Origin of the sequence: Motiliproteus sediminis, assembly GCF_017912535.1 — a bacterium.
Lineage (GTDB): Bacteria > Pseudomonadota > Gammaproteobacteria > Pseudomonadales > Balneatricaceae > Motiliproteus > Motiliproteus sediminis.
In genome coordinates this window covers 78,540-104,390 of sequence record NZ_JAERQK010000003.1, presented here as the reverse complement: position 1 = coordinate 104,390, position 25,851 = coordinate 78,540, and the positions used below count along the sequence as shown (strand labels likewise).

22 protein-coding genes and 2 tRNA genes are annotated in these 25,851 nt (G+C 60.1%); 15 read left to right on the top strand and 9 right to left on the bottom strand.

Features of this window, described 5'->3' with window-relative positions:
• Window positions 1-267 precede the first annotated feature (267 nt).
• Window positions 268-1,038, top strand: a complete 771-nt coding sequence (locus JJQ76_RS18220) for a PEP-CTERM sorting domain-containing protein (RefSeq protein ID WP_210396121.1) — start codon at window positions 268-270, stop codon at window positions 1,036-1,038.
• Between the two features lie 134 nt (window positions 1,039-1,172).
• On the opposite strand, the gene JJQ76_RS07325 is transcribed toward JJQ76_RS18220, so the two are convergent.
• The 3 genes from JJQ76_RS07325 to JJQ76_RS07315 are packed head-to-tail and all read right to left on the bottom strand — an operon-like array spanning window position 1,173 to window position 6,818.
• Window positions 1,173-4,661 carry an SbcC/MukB-like Walker B domain-containing protein gene (locus tag JJQ76_RS07325; protein ID WP_210396120.1) on the bottom strand — a complete coding sequence of 1,163 codons (3,489 nt, stop codon included), beginning with the start codon at window positions 4,659-4,661 and terminating at the stop codon, window positions 1,173-1,175.
• A complete protein-coding gene (locus JJQ76_RS07320; RefSeq protein ID WP_210396119.1) occupies window positions 4,658-5,377 on the bottom strand; it encodes a DUF4194 domain-containing protein in 720 nt (239 codons plus the stop codon). The genes JJQ76_RS07325 and JJQ76_RS07320 overlap by 4 nt, the downstream gene beginning before the upstream one ends.
• Window positions 5,367-6,818 carry a Wadjet anti-phage system protein JetA family protein gene (locus tag JJQ76_RS07315; protein WP_210396118.1) on the bottom strand — a complete coding sequence of 484 codons (1,452 nt, stop codon included), beginning with the start codon at window positions 6,816-6,818 and terminating at the stop codon, window positions 5,367-5,369. The genes JJQ76_RS07320 and JJQ76_RS07315 overlap by 11 nt, the downstream gene beginning before the upstream one ends.
• A gap of 280 nt (window positions 6,819-7,098) precedes the next feature.
• Here JJQ76_RS07315 and JJQ76_RS07310 point away from each other — a divergent pair, with 280 nt between their 5' ends.
• From JJQ76_RS07310 to JJQ76_RS07300, 3 genes are all read left to right on the top strand, one after another.
• Window positions 7,099-7,620, top strand: a complete 522-nt coding sequence (locus JJQ76_RS07310) for a GbsR/MarR family transcriptional regulator (RefSeq protein WP_210396117.1) — start codon at window positions 7,099-7,101, stop codon at window positions 7,618-7,620.
• A gap of 91 nt (window positions 7,621-7,711) precedes the next feature.
• The gene (locus JJQ76_RS07305) at window positions 7,712-8,626 is read left to right on the top strand and encodes a DUF808 domain-containing protein (protein WP_210396116.1); all 915 of its coding nucleotides are present in this window, start codon (window positions 7,712-7,714) and stop codon (window positions 8,624-8,626) included.
• A gap of 80 nt (window positions 8,627-8,706) precedes the next feature.
• Window positions 8,707-9,519: a hypothetical protein gene (locus JJQ76_RS07300; RefSeq protein ID WP_210396115.1), complete on the top strand. Its 813-nt coding sequence runs from the start codon at window positions 8,707-8,709 to the stop codon at window positions 9,517-9,519.
• A 13-nt stretch (window positions 9,520-9,532) separates the two neighbouring features.
• Here the strand turns inward: JJQ76_RS07300 and xni are convergent, their stop codons facing one another.
• Both xni and JJQ76_RS18215 read right to left on the bottom strand, forming a co-directional pair.
• Window positions 9,533-10,363, bottom strand: a complete 831-nt coding sequence (gene xni, locus JJQ76_RS07295) for a flap endonuclease Xni (protein ID WP_210396114.1) — start codon at window positions 10,361-10,363, stop codon at window positions 9,533-9,535.
• Entirely contained in the window at window positions 10,363-10,743 is a 381-nt protein-coding gene (locus tag JJQ76_RS18215; protein ID WP_210396113.1) for a helix-turn-helix domain-containing protein, read from the bottom strand. Before JJQ76_RS18215 ends, xni begins: the two co-directional genes overlap by 1 nt.
• Before the next feature lie 100 nt (window positions 10,744-10,843).
• Here JJQ76_RS18215 and JJQ76_RS07285 point away from each other — a divergent pair, with 100 nt between their 5' ends.
• From JJQ76_RS07285 to JJQ76_RS07260, 6 genes are all read left to right on the top strand, one after another.
• Entirely contained in the window at window positions 10,844-12,265 is a 1,422-nt protein-coding gene (locus JJQ76_RS07285; RefSeq protein WP_210396112.1) for a NosD domain-containing protein, read from the top strand.
• Between the two features lie 103 nt (window positions 12,266-12,368).
• A tRNA-Asn gene (locus JJQ76_RS07280) sits at window positions 12,369-12,444 on the top strand.
• Window positions 12,445-12,471: 27 nt separating this feature from the next.
• Window positions 12,472-12,547, top strand: a tRNA-Asn gene (locus JJQ76_RS07275).
• Between the two features lie 335 nt (window positions 12,548-12,882).
• Window positions 12,883-14,643: a sensor histidine kinase gene (locus JJQ76_RS07270; protein ID WP_210396111.1), complete on the top strand. Its 1,761-nt coding sequence runs from the start codon at window positions 12,883-12,885 to the stop codon at window positions 14,641-14,643.
• Window positions 14,644-14,922: 279 nt separating this feature from the next.
• Window positions 14,923-15,540 (top strand): LysE family translocator, encoded by a 618-nt coding sequence (locus JJQ76_RS07265; RefSeq protein ID WP_210396110.1) that lies wholly within the window; start codon window positions 14,923-14,925, stop codon window positions 15,538-15,540.
• A gap of 6 nt (window positions 15,541-15,546) precedes the next feature.
• Window positions 15,547-16,443, top strand: a complete 897-nt coding sequence (locus JJQ76_RS07260; protein ID WP_210396109.1) for a DMT family transporter — start codon at window positions 15,547-15,549, stop codon at window positions 16,441-16,443.
• 9 nt (window positions 16,444-16,452) lie between these two features.
• Here JJQ76_RS07260 and JJQ76_RS07255 read toward each other — a convergent pair whose 3' ends face one another.
• Both JJQ76_RS07255 and JJQ76_RS07250 read right to left on the bottom strand, forming a co-directional pair.
• Window positions 16,453-16,890 (bottom strand): YbaN family protein, encoded by a 438-nt coding sequence (locus JJQ76_RS07255; protein WP_343232491.1) that lies wholly within the window; start codon window positions 16,888-16,890, stop codon window positions 16,453-16,455.
• Window positions 16,877-17,194, bottom strand: coding sequence for a DUF1244 domain-containing protein (locus JJQ76_RS07250; RefSeq protein ID WP_210396108.1), 318 nt, complete (start codon window positions 17,192-17,194; stop codon window positions 16,877-16,879). Before JJQ76_RS07250 ends, JJQ76_RS07255 begins: the two co-directional genes overlap by 14 nt.
• 342 nt (window positions 17,195-17,536) lie before the next feature.
• Here JJQ76_RS07250 and JJQ76_RS07245 point away from each other — a divergent pair, with 342 nt between their 5' ends.
• Together JJQ76_RS07245 and JJQ76_RS07240 are read left to right on the top strand one after the other, a co-directional pair.
• Window positions 17,537-17,875, top strand: a complete 339-nt coding sequence (locus tag JJQ76_RS07245; RefSeq protein ID WP_210396107.1) for a P-II family nitrogen regulator — start codon at window positions 17,537-17,539, stop codon at window positions 17,873-17,875.
• Between the two features lie 32 nt (window positions 17,876-17,907).
• Window positions 17,908-19,194, top strand: coding sequence for an ammonium transporter (locus JJQ76_RS07240; RefSeq protein ID WP_246480460.1), 1,287 nt, complete (start codon window positions 17,908-17,910; stop codon window positions 19,192-19,194).
• 96 nt (window positions 19,195-19,290) lie between these two features.
• Here the strand turns inward: JJQ76_RS07240 and JJQ76_RS07235 are convergent, their stop codons facing one another.
• Both JJQ76_RS07235 and JJQ76_RS07230 read right to left on the bottom strand, forming a co-directional pair.
• Window positions 19,291-19,560, bottom strand: coding sequence for a hypothetical protein (locus JJQ76_RS07235; protein WP_210396106.1), 270 nt, complete (start codon window positions 19,558-19,560; stop codon window positions 19,291-19,293).
• Window positions 19,561-19,685: 125 nt separating this feature from the next.
• Entirely contained in the window at window positions 19,686-21,041 is a 1,356-nt protein-coding gene (locus JJQ76_RS07230) for a DEAD/DEAH box helicase (protein ID WP_210396105.1), read from the bottom strand.
• A gap of 150 nt (window positions 21,042-21,191) precedes the next feature.
• On the opposite strand from JJQ76_RS07230, the gene JJQ76_RS07225 reads away from it, so the two are divergent.
• The 3 genes from JJQ76_RS07225 (at window position 21,192) to JJQ76_RS07215 (ending at window position 25,774) form a co-directional block, all read left to right on the top strand.
• Entirely contained in the window at window positions 21,192-21,470 is a 279-nt protein-coding gene (locus JJQ76_RS07225; RefSeq protein WP_210396104.1) for a hypothetical protein, read from the top strand.
• A gap of 105 nt (window positions 21,471-21,575) precedes the next feature.
• Window positions 21,576-23,603, top strand: a complete 2,028-nt coding sequence (locus JJQ76_RS07220; protein WP_210396103.1) for a sensor histidine kinase — start codon at window positions 21,576-21,578, stop codon at window positions 23,601-23,603.
• Complete coding sequence (locus JJQ76_RS07215; RefSeq protein WP_210396102.1) at window positions 23,603-25,774, top strand: putative bifunctional diguanylate cyclase/phosphodiesterase; 2,172 nt, start codon at window positions 23,603-23,605, stop codon at window positions 25,772-25,774. The genes JJQ76_RS07220 and JJQ76_RS07215 overlap by 1 nt, the downstream gene beginning before the upstream one ends.
• Window positions 25,775-25,851 lie beyond the last annotated feature (77 nt).

Below are 25,851 nucleotides of genomic sequence, written 5' to 3'. Positions count from 1 at the left end.
AGCAGCCGAGCCGCCAGTATCGACACACAATCGAAGGTGACGCCCCCTTATCACTGAGCAAACAGATCAAAGACGCAAAAGCCGTGCGCCCCCGCACTCCCCAGCCACATCACATCATTTGATGTCGAAAAATTTTACATATTAGCGAGCAACGAATAACCCCGAATCAAATAAAGCCACTGTTTTAAAACATCGTTTAAATTGCTGGCACACCACCTGCATAACGACAAGGGCAGTCATGGATTACCTACCCTAAGGAGACAAACCGTGAATAAACGACTCTGTTTGGCAGTTGGGACGGCCGCTCTGCTGCACGGTGCCAGCGCAGCGGCTACGCCTTTCACCACAACATCACTCACCAGCAAAGGAGCTCTCGCTGGCGGTTTCACCGAGGTTGGTGGCATCGTGCTGGACTTGGTTGGCAGTAACGGCAATCGACTGACCAGCCAACTCTCTGCAAGCTCTTTGTTTGTTGGCTTCTCGGGAGCTGGCGTCAACCCGGTAATAATCGGCACCCAGACCGGCTTTAACGCTGGCGTTACCGGAGCACTGGGCGGCGGTATCGCCGAGGCAGCCATTCGTATCACTCTTGACGATGGTGACAACGCAGCAGGCAATTTTGATGAGGATGATAATACGCTGCTGCTGAACGGCTTAAACTTCGGCAACTGGTCCGATGTGCAAGCGCAAAGCACGTCATCTAATGGCCTGATCGCGGGTTCATTCAGCGGCGGTGGATTTCGAAATAATACGCTGGATACAGGCTGGTTCTTCAGCTCTGATGCCACTCTGTTGGGCGACCTGTTCGCCTCACTCGTCAGCACTGAGGAGCTGATTTACGGCCTCTCAGACGTTGACCCGGACGACAATTTTTATGACTTCACCCAGGGCGTTGATGGCGGCCTGATCGATGTCAGCGTTGGACCAACCATTACCCCCAATCCGGGCACCGCGGTACCCGAACCTGCATCCATTGCCCTGTTGGGCCTGGGTCTGGCGGGAATCGGTTGGACTCGACGCCGAAAGGTCAAGAGCTAATCAGTTAAACACCGACCCTGTGGCAGAAGTATGGATTTCTGAACCGGGGACCGGCTAAGCCCGCGCACATCGCTGACCATAAGAAAAGCCGACTTTAAAGTCGGCTTTTTTTCGACACATGGGGTTAACGGAGACTAAATCATTTCAACCCTTTCCGTCGTTTCTCCCCCGGCGTTCTCACCCTCTGCCGCAGATTGCTGCTGCTCCGCCAGCTGGGCTTCACGCGCCTCGCGGGCTTCCCGGTAGGGGTTGTCGGAATCCAGTAACTCCTTGCCCTTCTTGGTGGGGAACTCCACGTCCAGATCCACAATGGCACCGTCACGGCAGACGTTGATGACGGTATCCATGGTGGCGGCCATCAGCGAGTACTTGTCGTCCGGTGCGGCGATCAGGGTCTGCAGGCCCAGATCCCCCATAAAACCGAGGCTGGTCTGGGTGTTCTCGGCGTCCAGCTTGTTGAACGCTTCGTCGAACATGGACAGGCTCATACCGCCCACCGGCTTGCCGTCCGGCATCTGCTTGATGCGGTAGGTGGCGCCGAGGCCAGCGGCGATGGCGACGTAGAACGGCACCTGGTGCTCACCACCCGAACCGGTCTTGATCCGCTGGCTGAGGTTGGTCTTGATGTTGCCGTCCAGATCCTTGATCACCAGTTCGAAGTTATAGAAGTTGCGGTAATCCTGCAGGATGCTGGATTCGCCTTCGTCCTTGAGTACTTCGTGGATCTTCTCCAGTGCTTCGCGGTGGGGTGAGTCGGCCGCCACGGTGCTGTCGAACAGCCCGCCGGCATTGGCCTGGTCGATACGCGAGTAGGTTTCCACCAGCTTGAGGATATCCTTCAGCTCCGGGTTGGGAGTCATGGTGAAGCTGTACATCTCCTTGTGGAAGGGACGGTGCTTCAGGTGGTTGTTGAGCTCGCGGATCAGCTCCTTGATCTTGTCGATCTGGTCGTTCAGGTGGGCCACGAAGTCGGAACGGAAGGCGGTCTCGGCCTCGATCCGGGCCCGCTCCGCCTTGGTGGTGTAGTGGGCCAGTTCAGTCTGCTTGAGGGCGTCGATGGTCTTGCCGACATACTCTTCCAGCTGCTCGTGGGTAGAATCGGGAGTGATCTCATCCAGTTGCTGGTGGCTGGAGCCGGTGCCGTGGTAACGCGCCTTGTACTGGGCCACCGCGTCGCGCACCTGGTTCTTCTTCTTGTCGACCAGGGTGATCTCGTTCTGCGCTTTGCGGGCGGCGTCGAAGATCACCCGTTCCAGCTCACCACCACAGGATTCGTCCAGGTAGTCGCGCTTCTCCTGCGCGGAACCGGCATCGAACAGCTGCCGCTCTTCGACTTTAGCGCGGGCGGCGGCGTGCAGTTCCAGCTCTTTCTCCAGCACTTCAAGGCTGGCTTCGCTCTTGATCATCTTGGTGCGCAGGCTACGTAGCTGCTCCACCACTTTCTGGTGGGCCGCCTGGGTAGTGGACTGGGCTTCAACCAGATCGGCCAGCTTCTGCTGGATGCCGGTGTCGTCCTGATTGCGCAGGTCGGTGATCGCCTGACGGTAACCGTCCACTTCGGCCTGCACCATTTCGCGGGCGTTGCTGAGGCTGTAGGTGTTCTCGGTCACCCCGGCCAGCGCCGCGGTCAGCTTGATCAGCAGCTCCTTGAGACCGTTAAGATCGTCGTGGCGCTTCTGCTCGGCGTTGTACTTGGCCTGCAGCTTTTCAAAGTCCTGATCCTGACGCTGCAGCTGCTGGGCGCGGTGACGGATACCCATCATCGGCGCCTGCTCGTGGATAGCCGTGGTGGAGCCCTCGCTCTGCAACATGCAGTCCGGGGTCAGGGCGCGCTCATGACGCAGCAGCTCCGCCTCGCTCTCTACCGCCATCACCCCGCCGAGGGTGCGATTGATATAGGCCAGCGCGTGCTTGTTTTCACAGTCCACGTACTCGGCCAGCGAACCGGACTTGGCGCGGTCGAGCCAGCGCTCCGAAGTGGTGGTGTTGACGATCCGGCAACCCTTCAGATGGCGGGCGCGGCGGCGATAGAGGGTGATGGCGTCCTTGACCCGATCCGGGTCGACGATCAGCGCTTCACGGCGGTTGCCGAGGAAGCTCTCAATGGCGGTACGCCAGTGGTCGTCGTTGATCTCGGTGAGTTCACACAGCGGGGTGGACTCGATGCCGTATTCGGTCAGAATCTCCATCAGCTCGCGGGTGTTGCGCTTGAGCGGCGCGCGACCCTGCTTGAGCTGTTCGATGGCACCCTGAAACCCTTGCAGCTGATCACGATAACCGCTGAGGGCGATCACCGAGCCTTCAAAGCGGCGGCTGATCTCCAGGCGCACGTTATCGATCTCTTTCTTCAGCGCTTCGAGGCAGTTGTCCACCTTCATCGGTTCAGTCGGCCAGACGCTGCCGAGCAGGTTCTCGCCCTCACGCCAGAGGCCGACCGCCTCTTTCACCACACCGACAAAACTGTCAGGCAGCAGCGCTTCATGGTGGGCAAAGCCGACCGTGCCGCGCAGCAGGTTGTAGATGGCGCTGATCTTGTCACTGACCACGGTCAGCTCGTGCTGCTTGGCCTCGATCTTGAACTCCAGTTCCTTGATCTTGCCGGCGCTGTCGGAGTTGTTGAGTTCGGCGCGGGTGTCGGCCAGCTCCTGCATCAGCCGCTGCAGCTCGACCTCCTGCTTGTCGGCCTCCAGTTGCAGGCTCTGCTCTTTGTCGCGGTCCTCTTCCAGTTTTTCATCGACGCTTTCACGCTTGAGGTCGGCCTCTTCAAAGCGGGTTTCATGCACCACCCACTCGTACTCGACCGCGTTCTTGGCGTTGCGGCGCACGCCGATACAGAGGTCCTGCGCTTTTTCCAGCTCTTCGATGCGGGTGGAGACCTCTTTGGTCTTGGCCTCCATGGCGCGGTACTCCTCCAGCGACTTGCGGAAGTCGCCCACATGCACCTGTTTCTCATCCAGCACATACTCGCGCACGAAGCGGGTGGGGCTGTCGATGGGAGTGAACTTGATGGCGTTGCGGAAGTTCTTGAGGAACTTCTCTTCATCCACCGGGATGCTGGGGTCGTGGCTGAGTACCGCCATCACTTCACGCAGGAAGCGGCCGGTGCGTTTTTCCAGCACCATCTCCGGGCAGCGCGAACGCAGCTGGTCACGCACCGTCAGCCAGGGTTTGGGAATGCGGCCGCCCTTGGCGCGTTCGGTGAAATCGTCCAGGGTGACCTCGGTGCCGGGCAGAATGAAACGACCTTCCACCTCCTCTTCCGGGCTGGCCAGACTGGCGGAGATGGCCAGGCCGATGGTGTCGACGTGGCCGTCGTCTTCATCCTTGAACTCCATCGCCAGATAGGTGATGGAGTCTTCGCGGGTGGTGTTGGTCTTGGCCGCGCTGTCGTCGAGAAAGCCGAGACAGTAGGTGCGCAGGCTGCGCTCGGACTTTTGCCCGGCGCTGGCGTTAAAGCTGAGGTAGCGCTTGTTGCCGCCCACCAGTACGGTCTGGATCGCGTCCAGCAGCGATGATTTACCGGAACCGTTGGGACCAACGATGGCGACGTTGCCGCGAATCGGGATCTCTACCACGCCAAGCACATACCAGTTGACCAGTACGATCTTGTTCAACAGCTTCATTGCACGGGCTCCTCTTCGGTCTGGTCGTTGGCGGCGGTGGCTTCTTCACTGTCGTTGGCGCTGGGGGCATCGCTGCCGAGGTTGTCCTGCTCCTCCAGCTCATCTTCGGTGACGGCGTCGTTTTCCAGCTCGTCAACGCTGGCACCGAGGGCTTCCAGCTGGCGTACCCAGTCTTCCACCACCACCTGGCGGATGCTGGGGTTGATCATCAACGGTATGTTCTTGGGATCGGTTTCCGGCGGCTTGCCCCGTTCGATGATGCCGTGACGGTTGAACAGCGACAGGATCTCCTTGAAACGGGTTTCGTTGGGGATCTCCTTGCCGGTAAGGTTTTCATACAGGCGCAGCAGCTCGTCCGATTCGATAAACGCCTTGCCACCCTCGACGTCGAAGTTCTCCAGCCGCTCTTCGTACTGCTGGCGCAGACAGAGCAGGAACAGCGATTCGTCGATCCGCAGACGCAGGTAACGCTCCTCGCCCTTGGGGATCAGGCCGATGTAGGACTCGTCCGGCTGATAGCTGAGTGACCACCCGATCGCCGCAAACAGGTCGGTAAAGTAATCCACGTGGGCCGAGATCAGAAAGTAGTGCGGCCGGTGCGAAGGTTTGTCGGCGTAAAGAAACTGGCTCACCAGCAGCTTGTTGGCCGCGGCGATGAAATCTTCTTCATCCTTGGCTCCGTCGCGGCTGAGAATTTTCTTGAGATCACCGAGCATGCTGGGTTCCTTTCTCTACGGTCTTGCTGGGGTTATTGGGCTTGCGCTGAATACTGAAGTCGCGGCACTCCACCATGCCGGCGACTTCGACGTAGCGGTCTTCAATGGTGAGTTCGTAGTTGCCGATGATCTGTTTCACCTTCTTGCCGAGGCTCGGCATATGGCGCACGTAACTGAAGGCGATGTAATCCTCGATCGACTCGATCTTGAACTCCGCCGCCTTGACGGTTTTGGCACTACCGAGGTGACGTTCCAGATAGGCTTCAAGCTTCTGGCCGTTGATCTGGCGGCGCTCCTTGTACTCCTTGAAGCGTTCGCGCATCGCCAGCACTTCGGGGTCGATCACCCGCTGCTGGATAATGGTGAGGCTCGGCGGGGTGCGCTTGCGCGGCGCCGCGCGCACCGACTTGGGCGACAACAGCTGGTAGTGTTCCAGGGTGGTCAGTTCCGGCAGATCCGCTTCATCCTGCTCCGCCAGCGCGCCGATCAGGCGTGACAGTCGCGCGCTCATGCCGGGGGTAGTCTTGTCCATGTAGCGGACGGTATCGGCCACCCGTTTCTCCAGCCGGAAACGGAACTCGTCGATGGCCGCCAAGCGCTCATCCACCGATTCGAAGATGCGGATGATGCGGTTGATATGCTTGTGCACCGTGGCTTCCGCTTCCGCTTCACCCAGCTCCAGCACCTCCTGATAGTGATCGATCAGCTGGGCCAGCTTGACCCGGTCAAACTGCAGTTCGCGCAGCATCGACAGCAGCGACCGGCGGAAGCGGAACGGGTTGTTGTGAGTCTTGAGGGTCTTGTAGTCGCTGACCAGGATCGCCTCAACGAAGTGTTCAAAGAAGTTACGCACGATCTCCTGAGCGTTGGTGCTTTCGGCAAAGCTCTGCTTGAGCTCCCGCAGACCCAGCAGCATATCGGTCAGGTGGGCGCTGAACTCGGCCGAGGTGCGGGCGGCCTCCTGCAGGGTCAGACCGCGGCCGGAGGGATCCTTGATCGCCGCTTCCACCGAGCTCAACACGTTCAGCACCGCACCGCCGTAACTCTTTTTCTTGAAGCTGGCGATGCTGGTAAGGGTGCGCAGAATGTGACTGATGGAGGGCGCCATCAGCACGTAGGTGCGGTAGAGCTGCTGCTCCTCATCCAGCCAGCCGGTTTTCACCAGCCGGCGGTAGATACGGCTGGCGTACTCGGCGGTCGAGCGCGGCAACTCCGGTTCGTTGACCGAATCGCTGTCCTCTTCCGGCGTCCAGCTGCGGATACCGTGCTTGATGATCGCCTCTTCAATGGTGGAACGCACCAGATCCTTGGGGATAAAGGGGTCGATCAGGTCTTCGTCAAAGTACAGGTCCGCCAGCTCGATCAGCACGCTCTGGTAGATGTGTCGGTTCTGGCCGGAAAGAGGTACAAACAGCTCGTCTGGCAGCTTATTGAAAAGCATCGGATTCCCCGGTTGTAGAGCGCTTGGGCGGTCACTTTCACCGGCGTCCCGTGCCGGTAAAAACAGCGTTGAGCCCGCCGTAAAACGCTCGATTCTACCCTAATTAGAAGGGTCAAAACACCGCTAAAAAGCCGCTGATGCACGGCTTATTGACGCCCCTCAAGAGCACCCCCTGCCAGCCGTTGATTCCGTTGCGTTTAAGGCCGCGAACAGCGGTTTGAACTTGACAGATGGCGCCGGTTTTCCCAGTGTCTAACTACCCCCTCATGAGAAACGCCCGATGCAACTCACCCCCGCCATGCGACGGTTTATTGATCAATGGAGTGACCTAGGCGCCCGCTGGGGTGGCGAACGCCAACTGTCGCAGGTCCATGCCCTGCTCTATCTGGCCCCGGAAGCACTGTCGGTGGCGCAGATCGCTGCGGCACTGGCGCTGGAACACGACAAGGTTGCGCGCCATATCGACACCCTCAGCGGCTGGCGCCTGATCACGCCCTCGCGCAGCCCTGACGGCAGTGACAAACAGTACTCGGCCCACGCCGATATCTGGGAGCTGGTGTTTGTGATGATGGAGGAGCACCAACAGAAGTCGCTACAGCCGGCACTGGACGCGCTGGCAGCTTGCGTTCAGGAGGCCGAGCACGACGGCCAGACACCCATCGCTACCCGCCTGAGAATGAGCGCCACCCGCGACTTTCTCGCCGATACCGCCGGCTGGATTCGTCAGCTGCGCCGCCTCGATGGCCCGGCGCTGCGCACCATGCTGCGCTTTGGCGGCAAGCTGCAGCGGCTATGGCGCTGAGGATTTAACCGGCCCGCCGCGGCAACTATTGACGCCACCGGCGCCAGGCCAGACGATAGCAACCTGATCCGTCATTGATAAGGACTTCGCCATGGCCGGCGCCAACCTGCTCGCCCTGATCGACGATATCGCCACCCTGCTGGACGATATCGCCGTGCTCTCCAAAGTGGCCGCCAAGAAAACCGCCGGGGTGCTGGGTGACGATCTGGCACTGAGTGCCGAGCAGGTCTCCGGGGTCCGCGCCGAGCGCGAACTGCCGGTAGTGTGGGCGGTGGCCAAGGGCTCGTTCAAGAACAAGCTGATCCTGATTCCGGCGGCGATGCTGATCAGCGCCGTTGCGCCCTGGGCGGTGACTTTGCTGCTGATGATCGGCGGGCTCTATCTCTGCTTTGAAGGGGCGGAAAAACTGGCCCACAAGTTCTTGCACGATACGCAAGCACGCCGCCAGCAACAGCTGCAGGCCGTCCGCGATCCCCACGTGGATCTGGTCAACCTGGAACAGCAAAAGATCAAGGGCGCGATCCGCACCGACTTTATCCTCTCTGCCGAGATCATCATCATCGCCCTCGGTTCAATTCAGGACGCGCCGCTGCTCAATCAGTTGCTGATTGTCTGCGGCCTGGGGGTACTGTTTACCGTCGGCGTTTACGGACTGGTGGCCGCCATCGTCAAGCTGGATGATGCCGGCCTCTACCTGCTGGAAAGCGCCGGCGACCAACCCGGACTCAAGCGCAGCCTGGGGGCGGCACTATTACGCGCGGCGCCGGGACTGATGAAGCTGCTCTCCATCGTCGGCACCGCGGCGATGTTTCTGGTGGGCGGCAGCATCCTGGTGCACGGTCTGCCCTTTGCCCATCATTGGCTGGAGGCGGCACTGCACGCCGTCGAAGGGATAGCCCTGCTGCCGCTGGTGGTGCCGGTGCTGCTGGACGGGCTCGCTGGAATGGTGGCAGGCACGTTGGTGCTGGCGATCGTTGCAATCGCGTCCCATCTAAAGCGCTCATAGCCCGGTAGTCGGATAACTGCACCGGCTGGCATCGCAACCGCGACCGCTATACTTATGGCTCCCACCGATGAGGGCCCGCCATGCCCGAACAACAGTCCGGCAGCAATCTGCTACTCGGTATCATCATAGGTTTGGCGTTACCTCTCGCCTACGTCAAGTTCGGTTTCAGCCTGCCTGACTGGCTGCAGCCGGTGCAGAAAGTGCAAGAAGCTGCCGTCGGCACCCTGATCGAGCTGAGCGTTGACCGTAACAACTTTGCTGAGATCCAGCGCGAGACCGCCCTGAAGATCGGCGGCGACCGCTACCTGGCACTGGACAACAGTCTTGGCGGCTTTATTACCGAAGAGTATGCCTGGCAAAGCCGGACCGAGCGCGCCGTGCTCGGCCTGAGAGAGCAGTTGCGCCACATCAGCAGAGTCAGCGATAGCGGATCATTCCCCAACCTGCAAAGGCACTTGCAGCACCTGCTGACGGAATTACCGAACATCGCCGCCACCGACCAGGTACTGATCAAGCGTTTTCTAGAGCGCCGGTTTGCCGGCGCCACCCCGGAAGAGATTATCCAACAGCTGATCGAACTGCCCCGGGAGTCACTCCTGCAGCGCTACCATCGCAAGGCTTCCATCTGGTTCAGTCTGGATTCAACGGCGCCGGTTCGCGCGGAGATCTACAACCAACAGCAACAGCTTCTGGGGCTGCTGGTCAATGCGCGCCTGCCTGCAGGGCAGTACCGATTGGACTGGGATTATTCCGACGCCAACCGCCAGCCAGTTGCGGCTGATCAGCGCTATCACTACCGCCTGTGGATCGCTGACCAGTTGCTGCGCACCGGGCCCCTGCGTCGCAACGATCGGGACGATCTGCTGGAGGAGTTGCGCGGGCGGAGCCAATAGCCCCCGGGAGACACTAGCGCAACGCAGGCGCGCCACCCCGAACGCTGGGTTCGGCCATCTCCGCTCCCACTCTGAAATCGCTCAGCTTGCAGTCCAGCTCCAGATCGGTGCGCAGTTTAACCAACCGCCGCGCCAGCTCCACGTGATGCCACTGCCCCTCGAGCTTGTTGCGTTGGCCCGGTTTCAGCTCCTCCAGATGGGCAAACACCCCCTCCAGATCAGCGTAGTCACCGAGCAGCTGCGCCGCGGTTTTGGCACCGATGCCATCGACACCGCGGATGTGATTGGTGCTGTCGCCGGTCAGGGCGAGGTAATCACAGAGCTGAGCCGGTTCGACCCCAAAGCGGTGACGGACAAAGTCGGCATCGATCGCCAACCGGGCAAAGTGGTCCCACAGCAGCAGATTGTCGTTGCCGAGTGCCAGCAACTGGGCAAAGCCCTTGTCGGTGGATACCACCGTGACCCGCCCGCCGGCGGCCAGGGTTTTGGCCGCCAGGGTGCAGACAATATCGTCGGCTTCAAGATTGGCATAGGTGAGGCTGGTCAGCCCCTTGTAGCGGAACAGCTCATGAAAGCGTTCCATGCCGGTTTTGAGCTTATCCGGCATCGGCTTGCGGCCGGCCTTGTAATCGGGATACGCCAGATGACGCCAGCTTTTCTGCCAGCCATCAAAAGCACAAACCCCATGACTGGGCTGAAAGCGACTGAGCAGCCGCCCTACGGCGTGGGCGGAGGAGTTCAGCGCCCCCTCCAGCGCCTCGTCACCCTCCCCCGGCACCGCCGCGTGAATACGCCGGATCAGGTTGAGAGCGTCGATCAGTAACAGATGGGGCTGTTCCGCCATCAGAGCGACTCGACTCGCAGTGCCCGCGCCAGATCAGCGCGCATGGAGGCAGTGGGCTGACGCTGGCCGGTTTCGATCTGGATCAGGTTCATCATCCCCAGCTTGGACGCCTTGGCCAACTGGCTCTGATTCATGCCCGCACGCTTGCGCAGCCGCACCAACTCGGCCGGATCAAAGGGCGTATCGGCAACGGCTTTTTCGACCCCAGCCCTGGCGGATGTTATGGCCGGCTCCGGCGCGCGCTCAGGCACTGGCGCCACCGCCAGCGGCGCTTCACGCCCCTCGGCACGGCGCAGCAGTTCAAGATAATCCGCATAAGGGAGCACCGCATACTCCGGTTCGCCGTTGCGGCTGATCACTTGTACCCGCTCTTTACTCACACCAGCCTCCGTCGAAAAGGAGCCATTATAGCCACAGCCAAAGGGAAAACGGACCCGAACGCTGCTTTACTGCCTTGAAAGAGTCCGCCACTATCCGCCCATGCCGACTATCCCGTTCCCATACCTGCGACCGTTGCAACAGCTGTTGGCGTTACTGCTGGCAGCCGGCAGCCCAGTGGCGAACGCCGCGGTAATCACGGTCAGCACGCCCGCATCCCTGCATCAGGCGCTTGCCAGCGCCCGCGCCGGCGATGAAGTGGTGCTAAGGCCGGGTATCTATCCGCTGCAGCGCTTCGAATCGCACCACGGCGGCACCGCAGCGGCGCCGATCCGCCTGGTCGCGCGACCACCACATCAGGCGATTATCCAGGCCCGGCGCCAGGAAACCTTCTCCATTTACCATCCTCACTGGCAGTTTGAAGATCTGGTCATCCGCGGCACGGCAACTACCGAACACGCCTTCCACCTGTCCGAGAACGCCGATGACATCATGATCCGCAACAACCAACTGATCGACTTTCACAGCCATATCAAGGCCAACGGCAAGCTGGGAGCGTTTCCGGACCGGGGGGTGATCGAGGGCAACCTGATCTACAACCGGGCTCCACGAGAGACCAGCGCCCCGGTGAGCCCCATCGATATCGTTGGTGGTCGAGACTGGGTCATTCGCGCCAACACCCTGCGTGATTTCGGCGGGCGGCGGCAAGATCAGATCGCCTATGGGGTGTTTCTCAAGGGCAATTCACGCAACGGCCTGATCGAACGCAATCTGGTTATCTGCGCCGACCAGCATCAGGGCGGCTGGCGTATCGGGCTGTCGCTCGGTGGCGGCGGCACCGCCCCGCCGTATTGTGAACAGCAGGATTGCAGTTACGAACACCGCAACGGCGTTATTCGCAACAACGTAGTGCTGAACTGTTCTGACGCAGGCATCTACCTGAAACGGGCATCGGCATCTCTGATCGAACACAACACTCTGCTGCTGACCCGGGGTGTCGACGTGCAGCTGTCACCCAGCAGCGCTGTGATTCGTCGCAACCTGATCGATGGTGTGATCGAGGCGCGCAAGGGAGGCCGCATCAAAGCCAGCGACAACGTCATCAATAGCTGGAACCTGTATGCACGCTTTGATGTGGCAGCAGCGCGACTCTCCCACCGCATCTCCGACTATCCGGCCAAATACCCCTCAGTTTTCAGCCAGGGCTTTATCGCCTGGCTGCAACAGCGCCTTGAGGCCAGCGGCCGGTGGTTAGCGGAAAGCCCGTTGGGATTGGGTCACAGCGGTACACGCAGGCAACTACCCGCCATTAACGATGCCAACCTGGCAGGGCTCGCAGAGGAAGCGTTATGGCGACCGGAACTGTCCCCCACCCTTGCCAGCGACTTCTGGGGTAGGCAGCGACCGGCAAAGGGGGTATACGTTGGCGCCATCGACCTTCGTACCTCAGCCTGCAATCTTCAGCCGCGCATCGCCAGCCCCCTCCAACCCAGCACTTTACCCTGCCTGCAAACGCAGAAATGACCTGCGCGCATAGAACAAGACGCAACCGAACGGAATCCATAACCGCAACGCCTTGACCCCCTCAAAAAAGCTCTTTATTATTCGCGCCCACGGTTAAGGCGATTCCCCGATAGCTCAGTTGGTAGAGCAAATGACTGTTAATCATTGGGTCACTGGTTCGAGTCCAGTTCGGGGAGCCAATCGCCAGACAACCGCAGCCATATCGGTCCCCGATAGCTCAGTTGGTAGAGCAAATGACTGTTAATCATTGGGTCACTGGTTCGAGTCCAGTTCGGGGAGCCATCTGCTAGTTTTTCTCTCTTGTTCAGACGTGTTCAGAATCACCTAACACGATGAATCTAATCTGAACTTCCAGAATCCTGCTTTCTGCTTCACACCCGTTCTCCGTCCGAGTGACCACGGGACTATTGGCATCGCTGCCTGTGGGCTGGCGGCCAGATACCCAGCGCGCTCAAGAGCCTTCTTCAGCGGCTTGATCTCAGGCAGTCACCGGCGGATCACAACAAGGCTTTCTTTCAGTAATTGATTTTTAGCCACGCCAGCCTTGAACTAAATATTCAGACATCGTTATATAAGCAGACCAGTCCCCGAACAAGCATTCGCGAGGAATGCGCGGAATGACTACACCAGAACAGGCCATCAAGCCTACTTCAAAGATTCCAGTAGAGAGCGAGTTCACGCATCTGGCGGCGTTCTACCTTAACCATGAGGACTGGTTAATGGAGCGCGTCCTCGACTATGCGAAGCGACAGGATTACTGCCGCTATACATCGACCCTCGTGGAGGCTTGGCGACTCTCGATTCACGGGATCAGTACCGCGTTCTCCCAGGCCGCTGCGATCTACGATAAAGTCCCGGAGCTTCATCCCGACGAGGTTTACTGTGACGATCCTGTTGCGGCGTTCGGTGTAGAAGAGGCCCGCAAACATCGCGAACGAGGCATCAACCTCTCCATGTTTCTGGGTCTGTTCAAATACTACCGGCAAACGTACCAAGACCTGCTGGCAGAAAAAATTGAGCGCCCAGACCAACACAGGAGCTGGCTACTCTATACCGATCGGCTGTTCGACCGCTTTGAGTTAGCCTTCCTCAACGAATGGAACCAATACTCCGAGCCCTCACTGGTGGCCGAGCTCCAGAGTGCCAACCGGGACATCACGAACCGCAAAAGCGACTTCCTGACCATGCTCGAAACCATCAGCGAAGGAGTTATTGTTTTCAATCCGGAGGGCCGGGCTCGCTATGCCAATCTGGCGGCAGGTATCCTATTCAATGGCAAACAGATCCCCGGCACAGGGCAGTTTGGCCAGACCAACGAACGTCGCCTGGAGGCCATTCCCCCGCTTGCCCAGTTTAAAAAGCTGGTAGATGAAGAGGGTCTGCTCGAAGTCGAGCGCGATGGCAAGCACCTCTGTTTTGGAGTGAAAATGCGAGAGTTGCTGGATATTAGCGGCAAATTCAACGGCAAACTTGTCATTTTGAACGACCAAACCCATTACGTAGAACAGTCGAAGCAACTTACAGAGCAATGCGCTGCGCTGACTGAGGCACTCAGTGAACTGGAAAAGACCCAACAGTATCTGGTGCAAACTGAAAAGATGTCATCTATCGGGCAATTGGCAGCAGGCATCGCCCACGAAATCAATAACCCGATGGGCTTTATAAGCTCCAACGTCAACAGTTTTAAGCAGTACAGCAAGGACCTGCTTAAGCTGCTGCAGGCTTATCAAGAGCTAAAGCAACAGCTTGGGGATGATGGTAAAAGCCAGATCAGTCAATTAGAGCGAGAGATTGATGCGGATTATCTAGAAGCCGATCTTGCCGATCTGATCAAGGAGACCCAGGACGGCTGCCAACGAGTCTGTAGAATCGTTTCTGACCTGAAAGATTTCTCGCGTGCGGGAGAGGGAAAGATCGGTGCTGTTGATATCGAAAAATGCATCGAAAGCGCCATCAACGTGGCTTGGAACCAGATTAAATATAAAGCTACTGTGAAGCGCGAATACGGTAACGCAGGGGTCATCAAGTGCGATGCCGGGCAAATTGGGCAGGTTCTGGTCAACCTGCTGGTTAACGCGGCTGATGCAATAGACAGGCAAGGCACTATCCGTGTCGGTACTCACCGGACCGCAGATTCGGTAACAATCGAAGTTGAAGATAGCGGCTGCGGTATCGATCCAAAGCAGATCAATCAACTGTTCGAACCGTTCTTTACGACCAAGCCGGTAGGATCCGGCACTGGATTGGGACTTTACATTTCTCATCAAATCGTTGAGCGCCACGGAGGTGAGATTCGCGTTAGCAGCGAACCGGGCCAAGGCTCCATGTTCGAGATTGTCCTGCCCATCGCAGCCAAAAGCAGAGCTGCAGATTCATAGCTACTGCTGATCGCCGCCGTAGAGAAAATGCTTGAACAGGTACGCCAAAGGCGGCTCAAACGGCAACTCATGGCCACACAACTACACTGGGGCACCCTCCCGCGACCCTACGTCCACGTCGAACAGCAGCTTCCGGGGGCTAAGGGTTCGATCTGATCATCGGGTCACTGGTTCGAGTCCGGCCTGGGGGGCCATATCGCGGTTCTGCGATCATCTTTATCACTGTTCGGCGATGGTCCCTCTCTGATAGCATCGCTCCTCTGTCGCGAGGAAGCCGCCATGACCGTTGAAAGCGCCCTGACTTTTTTTATCGCCATCTTTATCTTCGGGGTGACCCCGGGCCCCGGCGTGTTTGCGATTCTGGCCCGCGCTCTGGCACAAGGCGCGGCACCCTGCACCCTGTTGGCGCTGGGGATGGTAGTCAGCGATATCGGCTATCTGATCATGGCCTGTTTTGGTCTGGCGGCCATCGCCACCAACTGGGGCGAGCTTTTTACCCTGATCCGCTGGGCCGGGGCGGCCTACCTGATCTATCTCGGCTGGAAGCTCTGGACCACGCCGATCAGCGCCGATAACGCGCCCCATGCCACCGATCGCAGCGGCCTGGGTTTGAGCTTCATTCAGGGCTTTCTGATCTCCGCCTCCAATCCCAAGGTGATATTGTTCTATATCGCCTTTCTCCCCACCTTTATGGATCTGAGCACGCTGTCAGCGGCAGACATTGCGCTGGCATCACTGCTGACTCTGGTTGCCCTGATGGCGGGGCTGATGCTGATCGCGCTGACCGCCTCGCGGGCACGACGCTGGTTCCGCTCCGAACGGGCCATGCGCGGACTGAATCGTGGAGCCGGCGGCATCATGGCCGGCGCAGGCGTGTACCTTGTCAGTCGCGGTTAGCGGGTCATGACAACGACCACGACAACACTCGAACCCCCGATACTCACCCCCTATCTACTGATGGCGGTCGCGTCGGCGGTGCTGATGGCTACCATCGGCATCGTCTCCCGGGTGACCGGGCTGGCGGCGGAAACCGTCACCTTCTACCGGCTGTTTCTTGGCGCCCTGCTGATGCTCGGCTGGTTGCAGGCCAGCGGCCGTCTCTACCTGCTGCGCCAGCGCCCCAGCGTCAAGCTGGCTCTCAACGGCGCGCTGCTGGCCGGTTTTATCCTCTGTTACGTGCAGGCGATGAATTACACCACCATGGCCAACGCCATCATGATGATCTATCTGGCGCCGGTAGTCGCCGCCGTGGGGGCTCACCTGTGGCTGAATGAGCGGCTTACCTGGCAGAGCAGCACCCTTATCGCTCTGGCTCTGCTGGGGTTCGCCATGATGATGGAGTTCAGCGTCAGCCTTGGTGGCGGCAGTCACGCAACCACCGGACTGCTGTTCGGCGCGGCCTCAACCCTGTGCTATGCCGCCTTCATGCTGGTCAACCGCACCCTGCCGGCGAGCACTGACGGCTACAGCAAAACCTTCTATCAGCTACTGTTCGGTGCGCTGGTGATGCTGCCCTTTGTGCTCAGGGCCGGTGAATCCGTTGCCATCGAACAGTGGGGCTGGCTGCTGGCTGCGGGGCTTTTCCCGGGATTCCTGGGAATTCTGTTTGCCGTCAGTGCGCTGCAACAGCTCCCGGCCGCGACCTTCGGCACCCTGGCCTACCTGGAACCGATCGCCGTGGTGACGTTTGGCTGGGTATTATTCGGCGAAACACTCAACCTGCTGCAGCTCGCGGGATGCGCCACCATTATCGCCAGCGGCGTGCTGCAGGGCCTGCACGCCCGTCGGCGCAGCTACTAACCCGGTGGGTTAATAGTCACCATCGCTGGTACGCCAGATGAACAGCAGCAGTGCTGTCATCATCAGCAACAACAACCCTTTGACCCACAACTGCTGGATCAACAGCAACGACACCGAAAACGTAGCCAACACCAGCACCGTTGCCCGCCACTTGACCCTTGGCCGAATTGCCCGCTGCTCTTGCCAGTCACGGATTGGCGGACCGAACCAGCGATGCCCCAGCAACCAGGCATGAAAACGGGGTGAAGAACGGGCAAAGCAGGCCGCCGCCAGCAACAGGAACGGCGTGGTTGGCAGCAAGGGCAACACAATACCGATAACGCCCAACACCACGCACAACAAGCCGAGACCGGTCAGCAACCCACGTGTCAGAGGGTGATGCGCGTGCGATAGCGGAGGTTGCGCCTGCGGCCGCAGCGACGGCCCAGACGGTTCAGTTGTGGCCACTGATCTCGGCGTGCAAGGGTTTGGTGGCTTCAAAGGTCTCCAGCTGTTCGGCACTGGCCTTACCCTGATAATTGGCCTTCCAGTCGGCGTAGCTCATGCCATAAATACGCTCCAGCGCCTGGTCGTAATCCATTGCGACGCCCTCCGCTTTAGCGGCGGCCAGATACCACTTGGACAAACAGTTGCGACAAAAACCGGCAAGGTTCATCAGATCGATATTCTGTACGTCGGTGCGTTTTTGCAGGTGGGCGACCAGACCGCGAAACGCGGCCGCTTCAAGGCGGGTTTGGGTGTCCTGATCCATTGCGATAATCCTGTGATGGTTGTAGTGCAAGCATGGTGGCGACCGTTGCGTTATGTCAACCACTCGGCACCTCCGGCTTCCCGCTTCAACTTAGCCGCCGCGGGGTTATCCACAAGACCGCATGCGCGCGCACTAATCAGGACCGCACGCATCTTTTTGGTGCGCCTTATCAAGCCGACGCACCACCGATTTGCACTAAAGCGCCCCAATAGCGCCCAGAACAGACATAACCATTTGTTTTTTAATGGCACCAAAATATGGCACGAAAACTGCTCTTGCATCGCTCATTCATTAACAGAACCGGGGATGTTCGCCCGCTCTGCACTAAAGGAGTGAATGCGCGTGAAACTGATTACCGCCATCGTTAAACCATTCAAACTCGACGACGTGCGTGAAGCACTGTCTGAAGTGGGCGTCAACGGCGTCACGGTCACCGAGGTTAAAGGCTTCGGCCGCCAGAAGGGCCATACCGAACTCTATCGCGGAGCAGAGTACGTGGTGGACTTTCTACCCAAGGTCAAAATAGAAGCGGCGGTGGCCGATTCGCAGCTCGATGCCGCCCTTGAGGCGATCGTCAAAAGCGCCAACACCGGCAAGATCGGCGATGGCAAAATTTTTGTGCGCGCGCTGGAAAACGCCCTGCGAATCCGAACCGGCGAGACCGGCGACGACGCCCTGTAACTGCTTAAATCAACGACTACCGGAACCCGACGATGCTGAAAAAACTCGTACTGATCGGCTTGGCCATGCTGCCGGGCCTGGCGAGCGCCGACGAACTTAACGGTGCCAACACCGCCTGGATTCTAACCTCCACCGCGCTGGTGCTGTTCATGACCCTGCCGGGTCTGGCGTTTTTCTACGGTGGCCTGGTGCGTTCCAAGAACGTGCTTTCGGTGCTGATGCAATGCTTCGCCATCGCCGGCGCCGCTTCAATCATCTGGCTGATCTTCGGCTACAGCCTGGCCTTTGGTGAGGGCAACGCCTGGATCGGCGACTTCAGCAAGGTGATGATGGCCGGTATCGGCAAGGACACGTTGGCCGGTGATATTCCCGAGCCGCTGTTTATGCTGTTCCAGATGACCTTCGCCATCATCACCCCGGCGCTGGTTATCGGTGGCTTTGCGGAACGGATGAAGTTCAGCGCCATGCTGCTGTTCAGCTGCATCTGGCTGGTGCTGGTCTATGCGCCGGTAACCCACTGGGTGTGGGGCGGCGGCTGGCTGGGCCAGATGGGCCTGTACGACTTTGCCGGCGGCACCGTGGTGCACATTACCGCCGGTGTGGCCGCGCTGGTAGCGGCCATCGTTCTCGGTCCACGCAAGGGCTTCCCCACCACCGCCATGCCGCCGCACAACCTGACCATGTCGGCCGCCGGTGCCGGCATGCTCTGGGTGGGCTGGTACGGTTTCAACGGCGGTAGCGCCCTGGCTGCCAACGGCGATGCGGCCATGGCGATGCTGGTGACCCACATCTCCGCCGCCGCCGGGGTGCTGGTCTGGTCGTTCATCGAATGGGCCAAATTCGGCAAACCGAGCCTGCTCGGCGCGATTACCGGCATGGTCGCAGGCCTTGGCACCATTACCCCGGCTTCCGGTTTTGTCGGTCCCGGCGGAGCACTGGTGATCGGCATCCTGGCGGGGGGGATCTGCTTTTTTGCCACCCAATACATCAAGCGCACCCTCAAGATCGACGACTCCTTGGACGTCATGCCAGTGCACGGCGTTGGCGGCATTCTGGGTACCCTGATGGCCGGGGTGTTCTCCAGCACCAGTCTGGGCGTGTTCAGCGGCTTCGGCTTTGCCGATGGTATTGAAACCATGGGCGGCCAGGTCTACGTACAGCTGGTTGGCATCGTCGCCACTTTCGCTTACACGGCGGTGGTCACCTGGATCATCCTCAAACTGGTTGGGGCACTGGTGGGTCTGCGGGTCACCGAAGAGGTCGAGATTCAGGGTTTGGATACTTCCGAACACGAAGAGTCCGGCTACAACCTGACCTGATCATAAGCGGAACATAACAAGGGCGGCCACTTGGCCGCCCTTTTTTTCGGACCTTTAGGTCCCTCGCCCGACACAACGCCGGACTGAACTGAATCTCTAGCTTGCGCGTTGCTGACTGTGGCGCTCGGAAAACGCCGCAATGACCTGCTCCAGCTGCCGCTCACGAGCGAGGTCGTTGTGCACTCGCGCTTCCAGCAGCGTTTCACCCAAAATACGCAGCAACTGCTTACGCCCCTGATCACTTTGCACCAGACTGCCCGCCAGCGCCAGCGCCTGCAGACGGCAGCTGTGCTCATGCGCAGCCACCGCGTCGATCTCATCCAGCGTCAGCTCGCAATAGTCCAGACAGTCTTCAAAGGTCAACATGACCTGTACCTCGTCAATGAGTCTTAATAAGCCAGCATAGCTAAGCATAACCACAACAACAATGAGGATTATTCATTGGCGCTGCTCGTTACTTGCTACATGTTGCGATTGACAGCCAGATATCGCTAGGGTTCGCTGTCATCCGTTTTTTTCCGCTTGAGCGGCGCAAATCCATCACCAAGACGCTGCTCCACCGGCGTGGCCGGCGTGCGACGCTTACCGATCTGCTTGCGATCACGATGGCGCTGCTTGCCCTTCTCGACGGGTTTGGCTTTACGCGGATCGGGTTTCTTGCGCTTGCCGCTGCGTACCGCTTTGCCGGAAGCCTTGAGCTTTTCCGGCCCCTTGTACTTGCCTTCCAGCCCCGGCACATCACGGCGTTCAAACTTGATTCGCAGGTAGCGCTCGACACTGGCCATCAGATTCCATTCGCGCGCGCTGATCAGGCTGATCGCCAACCCCTCTTCGCCGGCCCGGCCGGTGCGGCCAACCCGGTGAACATGCTCGTCACCGCTGCGCGCCATATCGAAGTTGATGACCAGGTTCACACCCTTGATATCCAACCCCCGCGCGGCCACATCGGTGGCAACCAGAATCTGCAGCCCCCCCTGACGCATCAGTTGCATGATCCGGTTGCGCTCGTCCTGGGTCAGGTCACCATGCAACACGCCGGCGCGGTAACCGTGAAAACGCAGCAGGCTACCCACCTTGTCGGCACCGGCTCGGGTGTTGGAAAACACCACCACTTTGTCAGGCTGCTCAATCTCCAGCAGACGACGCAGCAAGCGCTCTTTGTGTTTGATGTCATCGGCGAGCACGATCTGTTGCGCTATCTGGGCATGCTGATCGCGGGCACCGCTGAGCAGCAGTCGCACCGGATCGCGCAGCACTTTGTCGATCACCTGCCCCATCCGCTTGGGCGACAACGTAGCAGAGAGCAGCAGCGTCTGACGAACACTGCTGCAGGCGTCGGCGATGGTCATCACATCGTCGGCAAAACCCATATCGAGCATGCGATCCGCTTCATCGAGCACCAGCATCTCCAGATCGGCCAGATCCAGACTGTTGGCACTCAGGTGCTCCAGCAGGCGTCCCGGTGTCGCGATCACAACCTCCGGGTTTTTACGCAACTCTGCGCGCTGAAACTTGAACTCAACACCGCCGGTAATCAGCCCCGCCTTGATCCGGGTGAAACCGGCCAGGTCACTGAAATGCTTCAACACTTGACGCGCCAACTCGCGCGTGGGCAGCAGAATCAGAGCCCGGGTACCGCTATTCGGCGCGTCCTGGGCCACCATGCGCTGCAACAACGGCAACAGGTACGCGGCAGTTTTGCCGCTGCCGGTTTCTGCGCTGGCAAGCAGGTCCTTACCCGACAGGGCAGCCGGAATGACCTGCTGCTGGACCTCAGTAGGCTGCTCAAAACCCAGTTTGTTGACTGCTTTTAGCAGGCGCTCATGAAGAGAATATTCGGCAAACAACTCAGTGCTCCTGATGAATTACCCCGACCGGATCCACGCCCGCTCGATAAAGAGGCGCTATTGTACTCTGTTTACCGCCTACCGGCTCCCCGCCTCGCAACATTACCCCGGCAATGGTATAAAGGCCTCGTTCAGCTACCGGAGCCTAACGTGACCTTACCCGCCTCGCTGCTACGCATTTTTGGTCGTATCTCGCTGCTGTTTGCCACCGCGGGGCTGGCCAGCGCACTGTTGGGCTGGTATCCCGAACACCGCTCATGGGATTCCTACCTGTTCATCGTTCTGATGCTCGCCGCGGTCTCGGCGGCGCTGGTGTTGGCGGGACGCCTGCGTGAACGTAACGACCCGCTGGCGGACCGCGCCGTTCCCTCTTCGCTGGTGGCCTACTTGCTGTTTATTCTGATGGCACTACGCTGGCTGCTACCCTGACCGGCACACGCTTTATAAGCAATTGCTTTATATAAAAATACGCCTAATCAGAGCGTTGACTGATCCCTGAGGCCATGCAAGACTGCGGCAAAGAACGGGATCACCATGCCAACAACAAAGTCCCTTCTCGCCACCGGCGAACTTCCAGCGGTCCCCCACCTGCTTCTGGCCTTGCTCCAGGAATTAGTCACATCTTCCCTAACCCCCGCATCACTGTATCGGACCCTGCTGCATGACCCAGCCCTGTGCGCCGATCTGCTGCAACAGGCGACCGACGGCAGCGCCAACTCCGCGGGCGAACTTCAGCTCCAGCTGCCGTACCCAGCCACTGACGGCCTGCAAACCCGTCTGAGGCAGCGCGCCAGCCGGCAGTTTTTCCGCCCGCCCGACAGCGATTCATTGGCGGCTCTACAGCGAATCTGGGGGCACCTGGCGCGACTTCAGCAAACAGCCGAGCTGATGACGGCCACCCTGAGCGCCGCCGAGCGACAAGAGCAACAACTGACGCTGGCCTGCCTGCCCCTGGGCTGGCTGCAGCAGCTGGGTCACGACCCTCAGCGCTTCGGCCCCGGTTACCGCGACGCCACATCGGTGTTTCAGCTCAGCCCGGAGCGCCACGCCAGCGAGGATCCGGGCCTGCTGGCAAGCGCCGACTGGTTGCAACAACTGGCCCCCGCCAGTCTGGCTGGAGACGCGCTGCGCTACCTGCTCTGGGAGAGTCGGCAGCTTCAGTTCGCCGCACCGCTGATCGTTCGTACCGCCGCGATTTTCCGTCTGGCGCTGCCCGGATTCGGGCCGGATGACGACCCGCTGCCACTGCTTCACGCGCTGGGATATGACAAGGCCGCCGCGCGGGCACTCCAGCGAAAGATCAACGCCCGGGCGAACGGTGCCGAACAACAGAGCCTGCGCGCCCAACAAAGCTTCCAGCCCTCCCAGCTAGCCGCTCATATCGAACAGTTTGCCGCGCTTCCCGGCATGCCACCGCCCAGTGGCGGCACCCTCTGGTCTGCCCTGCATCGGCACGCCGTAGCGCTGCTGGATGAGCCTTTGCTGCTGCTGTACCCCGACGCGCGGCAGATCCGTATCGCAGCGGCATCGTCATGGCCACCGAATCTGCTGCAGCAGCTGCAGGTCCCGCTCGACCATCCACACTCGCAACTCGCCGCGGCGCTGCGCCAACCCCGGCCGCTCAGGATCTCGACCGATACCCCGGCGCTGATCGACCGCCAACTGCTGCGTCTGCTCGACACCACTCACGCCCTGTGTCTGTCGCTGCAAGACGACCAGGGCCGGGTGGAAGCCCTGCTGCTGAGTGCTACTCTCGCCCGCCCCGACCAGCAAGCCCGGGCTGACTATGCAGGCCGGCACCTCAGCCAGATGATGCGGCAACTGCGTGCTGCAGAGCAGCGCCATCAGCACCACCGCGATCACCTGCAGGCACAACAGCAGCGCCGCGCCGCCGAGCTGGTTCACGAGATTGCCAACCCCCTGAGCGTGACTCGCAACTACCTGCAGATTCTGTCACGCACCTTGGAAAACAACGACCAGCCACTGACACCACTGAACACCATTCGTGACGAGCTGGCGCGGATCGAATCCCTGCTGCAGGATTTCCGTAGCGACGCTTCAACCTCAACCGATCCGGAACAGGTTCTGGATCTGAATGCTACCGTTCGCCAGCTTTGCGATCTGTTCGACGGCGGCAGCGGAGGAGTCCAGATCAGCACCCAGCTGGACCCGACGCTGCAACCCTTTGCCTGTGCCACCGACCCGGTACGCCAGATCGTCACCAACCTGCTCAAGAACGCCTGCGAAGCGATGGCCGGCGAGGGCCAGATCACCCTGCGCACTCGAGCAGGAGTCAATCTCAACGGCATCCGCCATGCAGAGCTGCGTATTCGCGACAGTGGCCCGGGACTACCCGACAGGGTGCTGGAACAGGGCATGCTGCCCACCGCGACTGCACCGCCCGCTCTTGGTCAACCCGGTCGAGGTCTCGGTTTGCAGATCATTGCCGATCTATGCCGCCAGCTGGGCGCCAGCATCAGCTGTCGCAATCCGCTGGATGGCGGAGCCCAGTTTGTATTGTTACTTCCTTGCCCACCCTCCGAGCCGGAGAAGGAGTTTTGATGTCCCTGCGCAACTGGCTCGGCACCAGCTATCTGGCCAGTGCCGACAAGGATCCAGAACAGGCCGCGACAGACGCCGCCGCCATCGTGGTAATCAGTGACGATTCACGCCTGCGCCAAAGCCTGCGCGACCTGCTGCAGGCCTACGAGCACCTCTGCTTTGGCGCCAACGACTGTGCCAGCGCACTGGCGCTGCACCAGCGTCAGCCGGCAGACCTGATGGTGGTCGATCTGCAACACCCCCGCGCCAACGAGCATGCCCTGCGCCAGCTGCGCAAGATACTGCCGCAGATTCCGTTACTGCTAATCAGTAGCAGCGCCGATCCGGCCACCGCTCGCCGCTTTCTGGAACTGGGCGCCAGCCAGCACCTGCGCAAACCCTTTGTGCCGGAGGAGCTGCTCACCGTCATCGATACCCTGGTGCAGCGCCAGCGGATGGAACAGCGAATGGCCGAAATACATCAGCAGCTGACGGCCTCCGAACAGCGCCACCGTTTTTTCGTCAACAACTCCCCCGATGTGATCTACATGCTCGACACGGATGGTCATTTCGTGTTCGTCAACGAGCGAGTTACCACGCTGCTGGGCCACCCCGCCGACCAGCTGATCGGTCGTCACTACAGCGAGCTGGTGCATCCCGATGACCGCGAGGCGGTCCGCTTTGCGTTCAGCGAGCGGCGTACCGGGCTGCGCGCCAGCCATGGAATCGAGTGCCGCCTGCTGCCCTCAAGCGCCGCCAATGATGCCGCCGCCGAGGCGGTGGTGATCGAACTTAGCGCCATGGGAATCTACAGCCACCCAGATCAGCACCCCCAGCGGCAGTTCATCGGCACCTACGGTGTCGCCCGTGACATCAGCGCTCGCAAGCAGGCTGAAGCGCAGCTGCAGTTCCAGTTATCCCATGACCTGCTCACCCGACTGCCCAATCGCGCCCTGTTTCACGATCGGCTCAAGCAGGCTATCGCCCAGGCCCACCGCAATCAGGGCGGGCTGGCGGTGCTCTATCTGGACCTCGACCGGTTCAAGGTGATCAACGATAGTCTCGGTCACCAGGTGGGCGACCAGCTGCTGCAATCGGTCGCCCAGCGTGTACGCGGCTGTCTGCGAGAAAGCGACACCCTCGCCCGCGTCGGTGGAGACGAGTTCAATCTGCTGCTGCCGGGCATTCGCAACGACCAGGACGCAGCCACCAGCGCCGACAAGATCCTCAAGGCGCTGGAAACGCCGATCGAGCTCGAAGGGGTCGAAGTGTTTACCAGCTGCAGCATCGGCATCGCTCTCTATCCCCGCGACGGCGAGACTCTGGATCAACTGGTCCGCCACGCTGACACCGCCATGTATCAGGTCAAGAAGCGCGGCAAAAACAGCTACCAGTTTTACCACCCGGCGATGAAAAACCTGCACTCCCGCCACCTCACCCTGGAAAACGGCCTGCGTCGGGCGCTGGACGAAGACCAGCTCTGCCTCCATTTTCAACCGCAAATGGCTGTCGATAGCGGCGAGGTGACTGGCGTCGAAGCCCTGCTGCGCTGGCAGCATCCGGAGCAGGGACTGGTGATGCCGGACGAATTTATCCCACTGTCCGAAGAGAGCGGCCTGATCGCTCCCATGGGCCGCTGGGTGCTGGATCATGCCTGCAGCGTGCTGGCGGACTGGAGCCGGCACGGCTTGCGCGACCTGACCCTGGCGGTCAACGTGTCGGCGCGGGAACTGCTGCAGAACGACTTCAACCGCTATGTACTGGATACGCTGGAACGCCACGGCGTGGCCGCGCACCAGCTGGAACTGGAGATCACCGAAAACGTGCTGATGCAGGATATGGATCAGGCAGTAAGCAAGCTGCGCGCCCTGGCGGAACAGGGAATCCGGGTGGCGGTCGATGACTTCGGCACCGGCTATTCATCCCTCAGCTATCTGCAGCGGCTGCCACTGGACACCCTCAAAGTGGACCGCTCGTTTATCAGCGCGATCACCACCGCCGATGAGCGCAACGCTATTGTCACGGCCATCGTTGCGATGGCGCGCGGCCTCGGCCTCAATCTGGTTGCCGAAGGCGTGGAGTCGGACGCCCAGCTTCGCTACCTGCAAGGGCTCGGTTGCCCCAAGGTCCAGGGTTACCTGATCGGCCGGCCGATGCCGCCCCAGGAGCTGCTCCGCCGCCTGATCGCCTGATCCCTCCCGCCACGCAATTGTTGGCTCAGCGCCAACCGACTACCCGCCCGACCTCTCCTCGGCGCCCCCGGTCGAAG

Coding starts and splice junctions, on each gene's coding strand:
- JJQ76_RS07325 (WP_210396120.1), bottom strand. CDS start 4,661: ATGAAGCTGTTGAACAAGATCGTACTGGTCAACTGGTATGTGCTTGGC.
- JJQ76_RS07320 (WP_210396119.1), bottom strand. CDS start 5,377: ATGCTCGGTGATCTCAAGAAAATTCTCAGCCGCGACGGAGCCAAGGAT.
- JJQ76_RS07315 (WP_210396118.1), bottom strand. CDS start 6,818: ATGCTTTTCAATAAGCTGCCAGACGAGCTGTTTGTACCTCTTTCCGGC.
- JJQ76_RS07310 (WP_210396117.1), top strand. CDS start 7,099: ATGCAACTCACCCCCGCCATGCGACGGTTTATTGATCAATGGAGTGAC.
- JJQ76_RS07305 (WP_210396116.1), top strand. CDS start 7,712: ATGGCCGGCGCCAACCTGCTCGCCCTGATCGACGATATCGCCACCCTG.
- JJQ76_RS07300 (WP_210396115.1), top strand. CDS start 8,707: ATGCCCGAACAACAGTCCGGCAGCAATCTGCTACTCGGTATCATCATA.
- xni (WP_210396114.1), bottom strand. CDS start 10,363: ATGGCGGAACAGCCCCATCTGTTACTGATCGACGCTCTCAACCTGATC.
- JJQ76_RS07285 (WP_210396112.1), top strand. CDS start 10,844: ATGCCGACTATCCCGTTCCCATACCTGCGACCGTTGCAACAGCTGTTG.
- JJQ76_RS07270 (WP_210396111.1), top strand. CDS start 12,883: ATGACTACACCAGAACAGGCCATCAAGCCTACTTCAAAGATTCCAGTA.
- JJQ76_RS07265 (WP_210396110.1), top strand. CDS start 14,923: ATGACCGTTGAAAGCGCCCTGACTTTTTTTATCGCCATCTTTATCTTC.
- JJQ76_RS07260 (WP_210396109.1), top strand. CDS start 15,547: ATGACAACGACCACGACAACACTCGAACCCCCGATACTCACCCCCTAT.
- JJQ76_RS07250 (WP_210396108.1), bottom strand. CDS start 17,194: ATGGATCAGGACACCCAAACCCGCCTTGAAGCGGCCGCGTTTCGCGGT.
- JJQ76_RS07240 (WP_246480460.1), top strand. CDS start 17,908: ATGCTGAAAAAACTCGTACTGATCGGCTTGGCCATGCTGCCGGGCCTG.
- JJQ76_RS07235 (WP_210396106.1), bottom strand. CDS start 19,560: ATGTTGACCTTTGAAGACTGTCTGGACTATTGCGAGCTGACGCTGGAT.
- JJQ76_RS07220 (WP_210396103.1), top strand. CDS start 21,576: ATGCCAACAACAAAGTCCCTTCTCGCCACCGGCGAACTTCCAGCGGTC.
- JJQ76_RS07215 (WP_210396102.1), top strand. CDS start 23,603: ATGTCCCTGCGCAACTGGCTCGGCACCAGCTATCTGGCCAGTGCCGAC.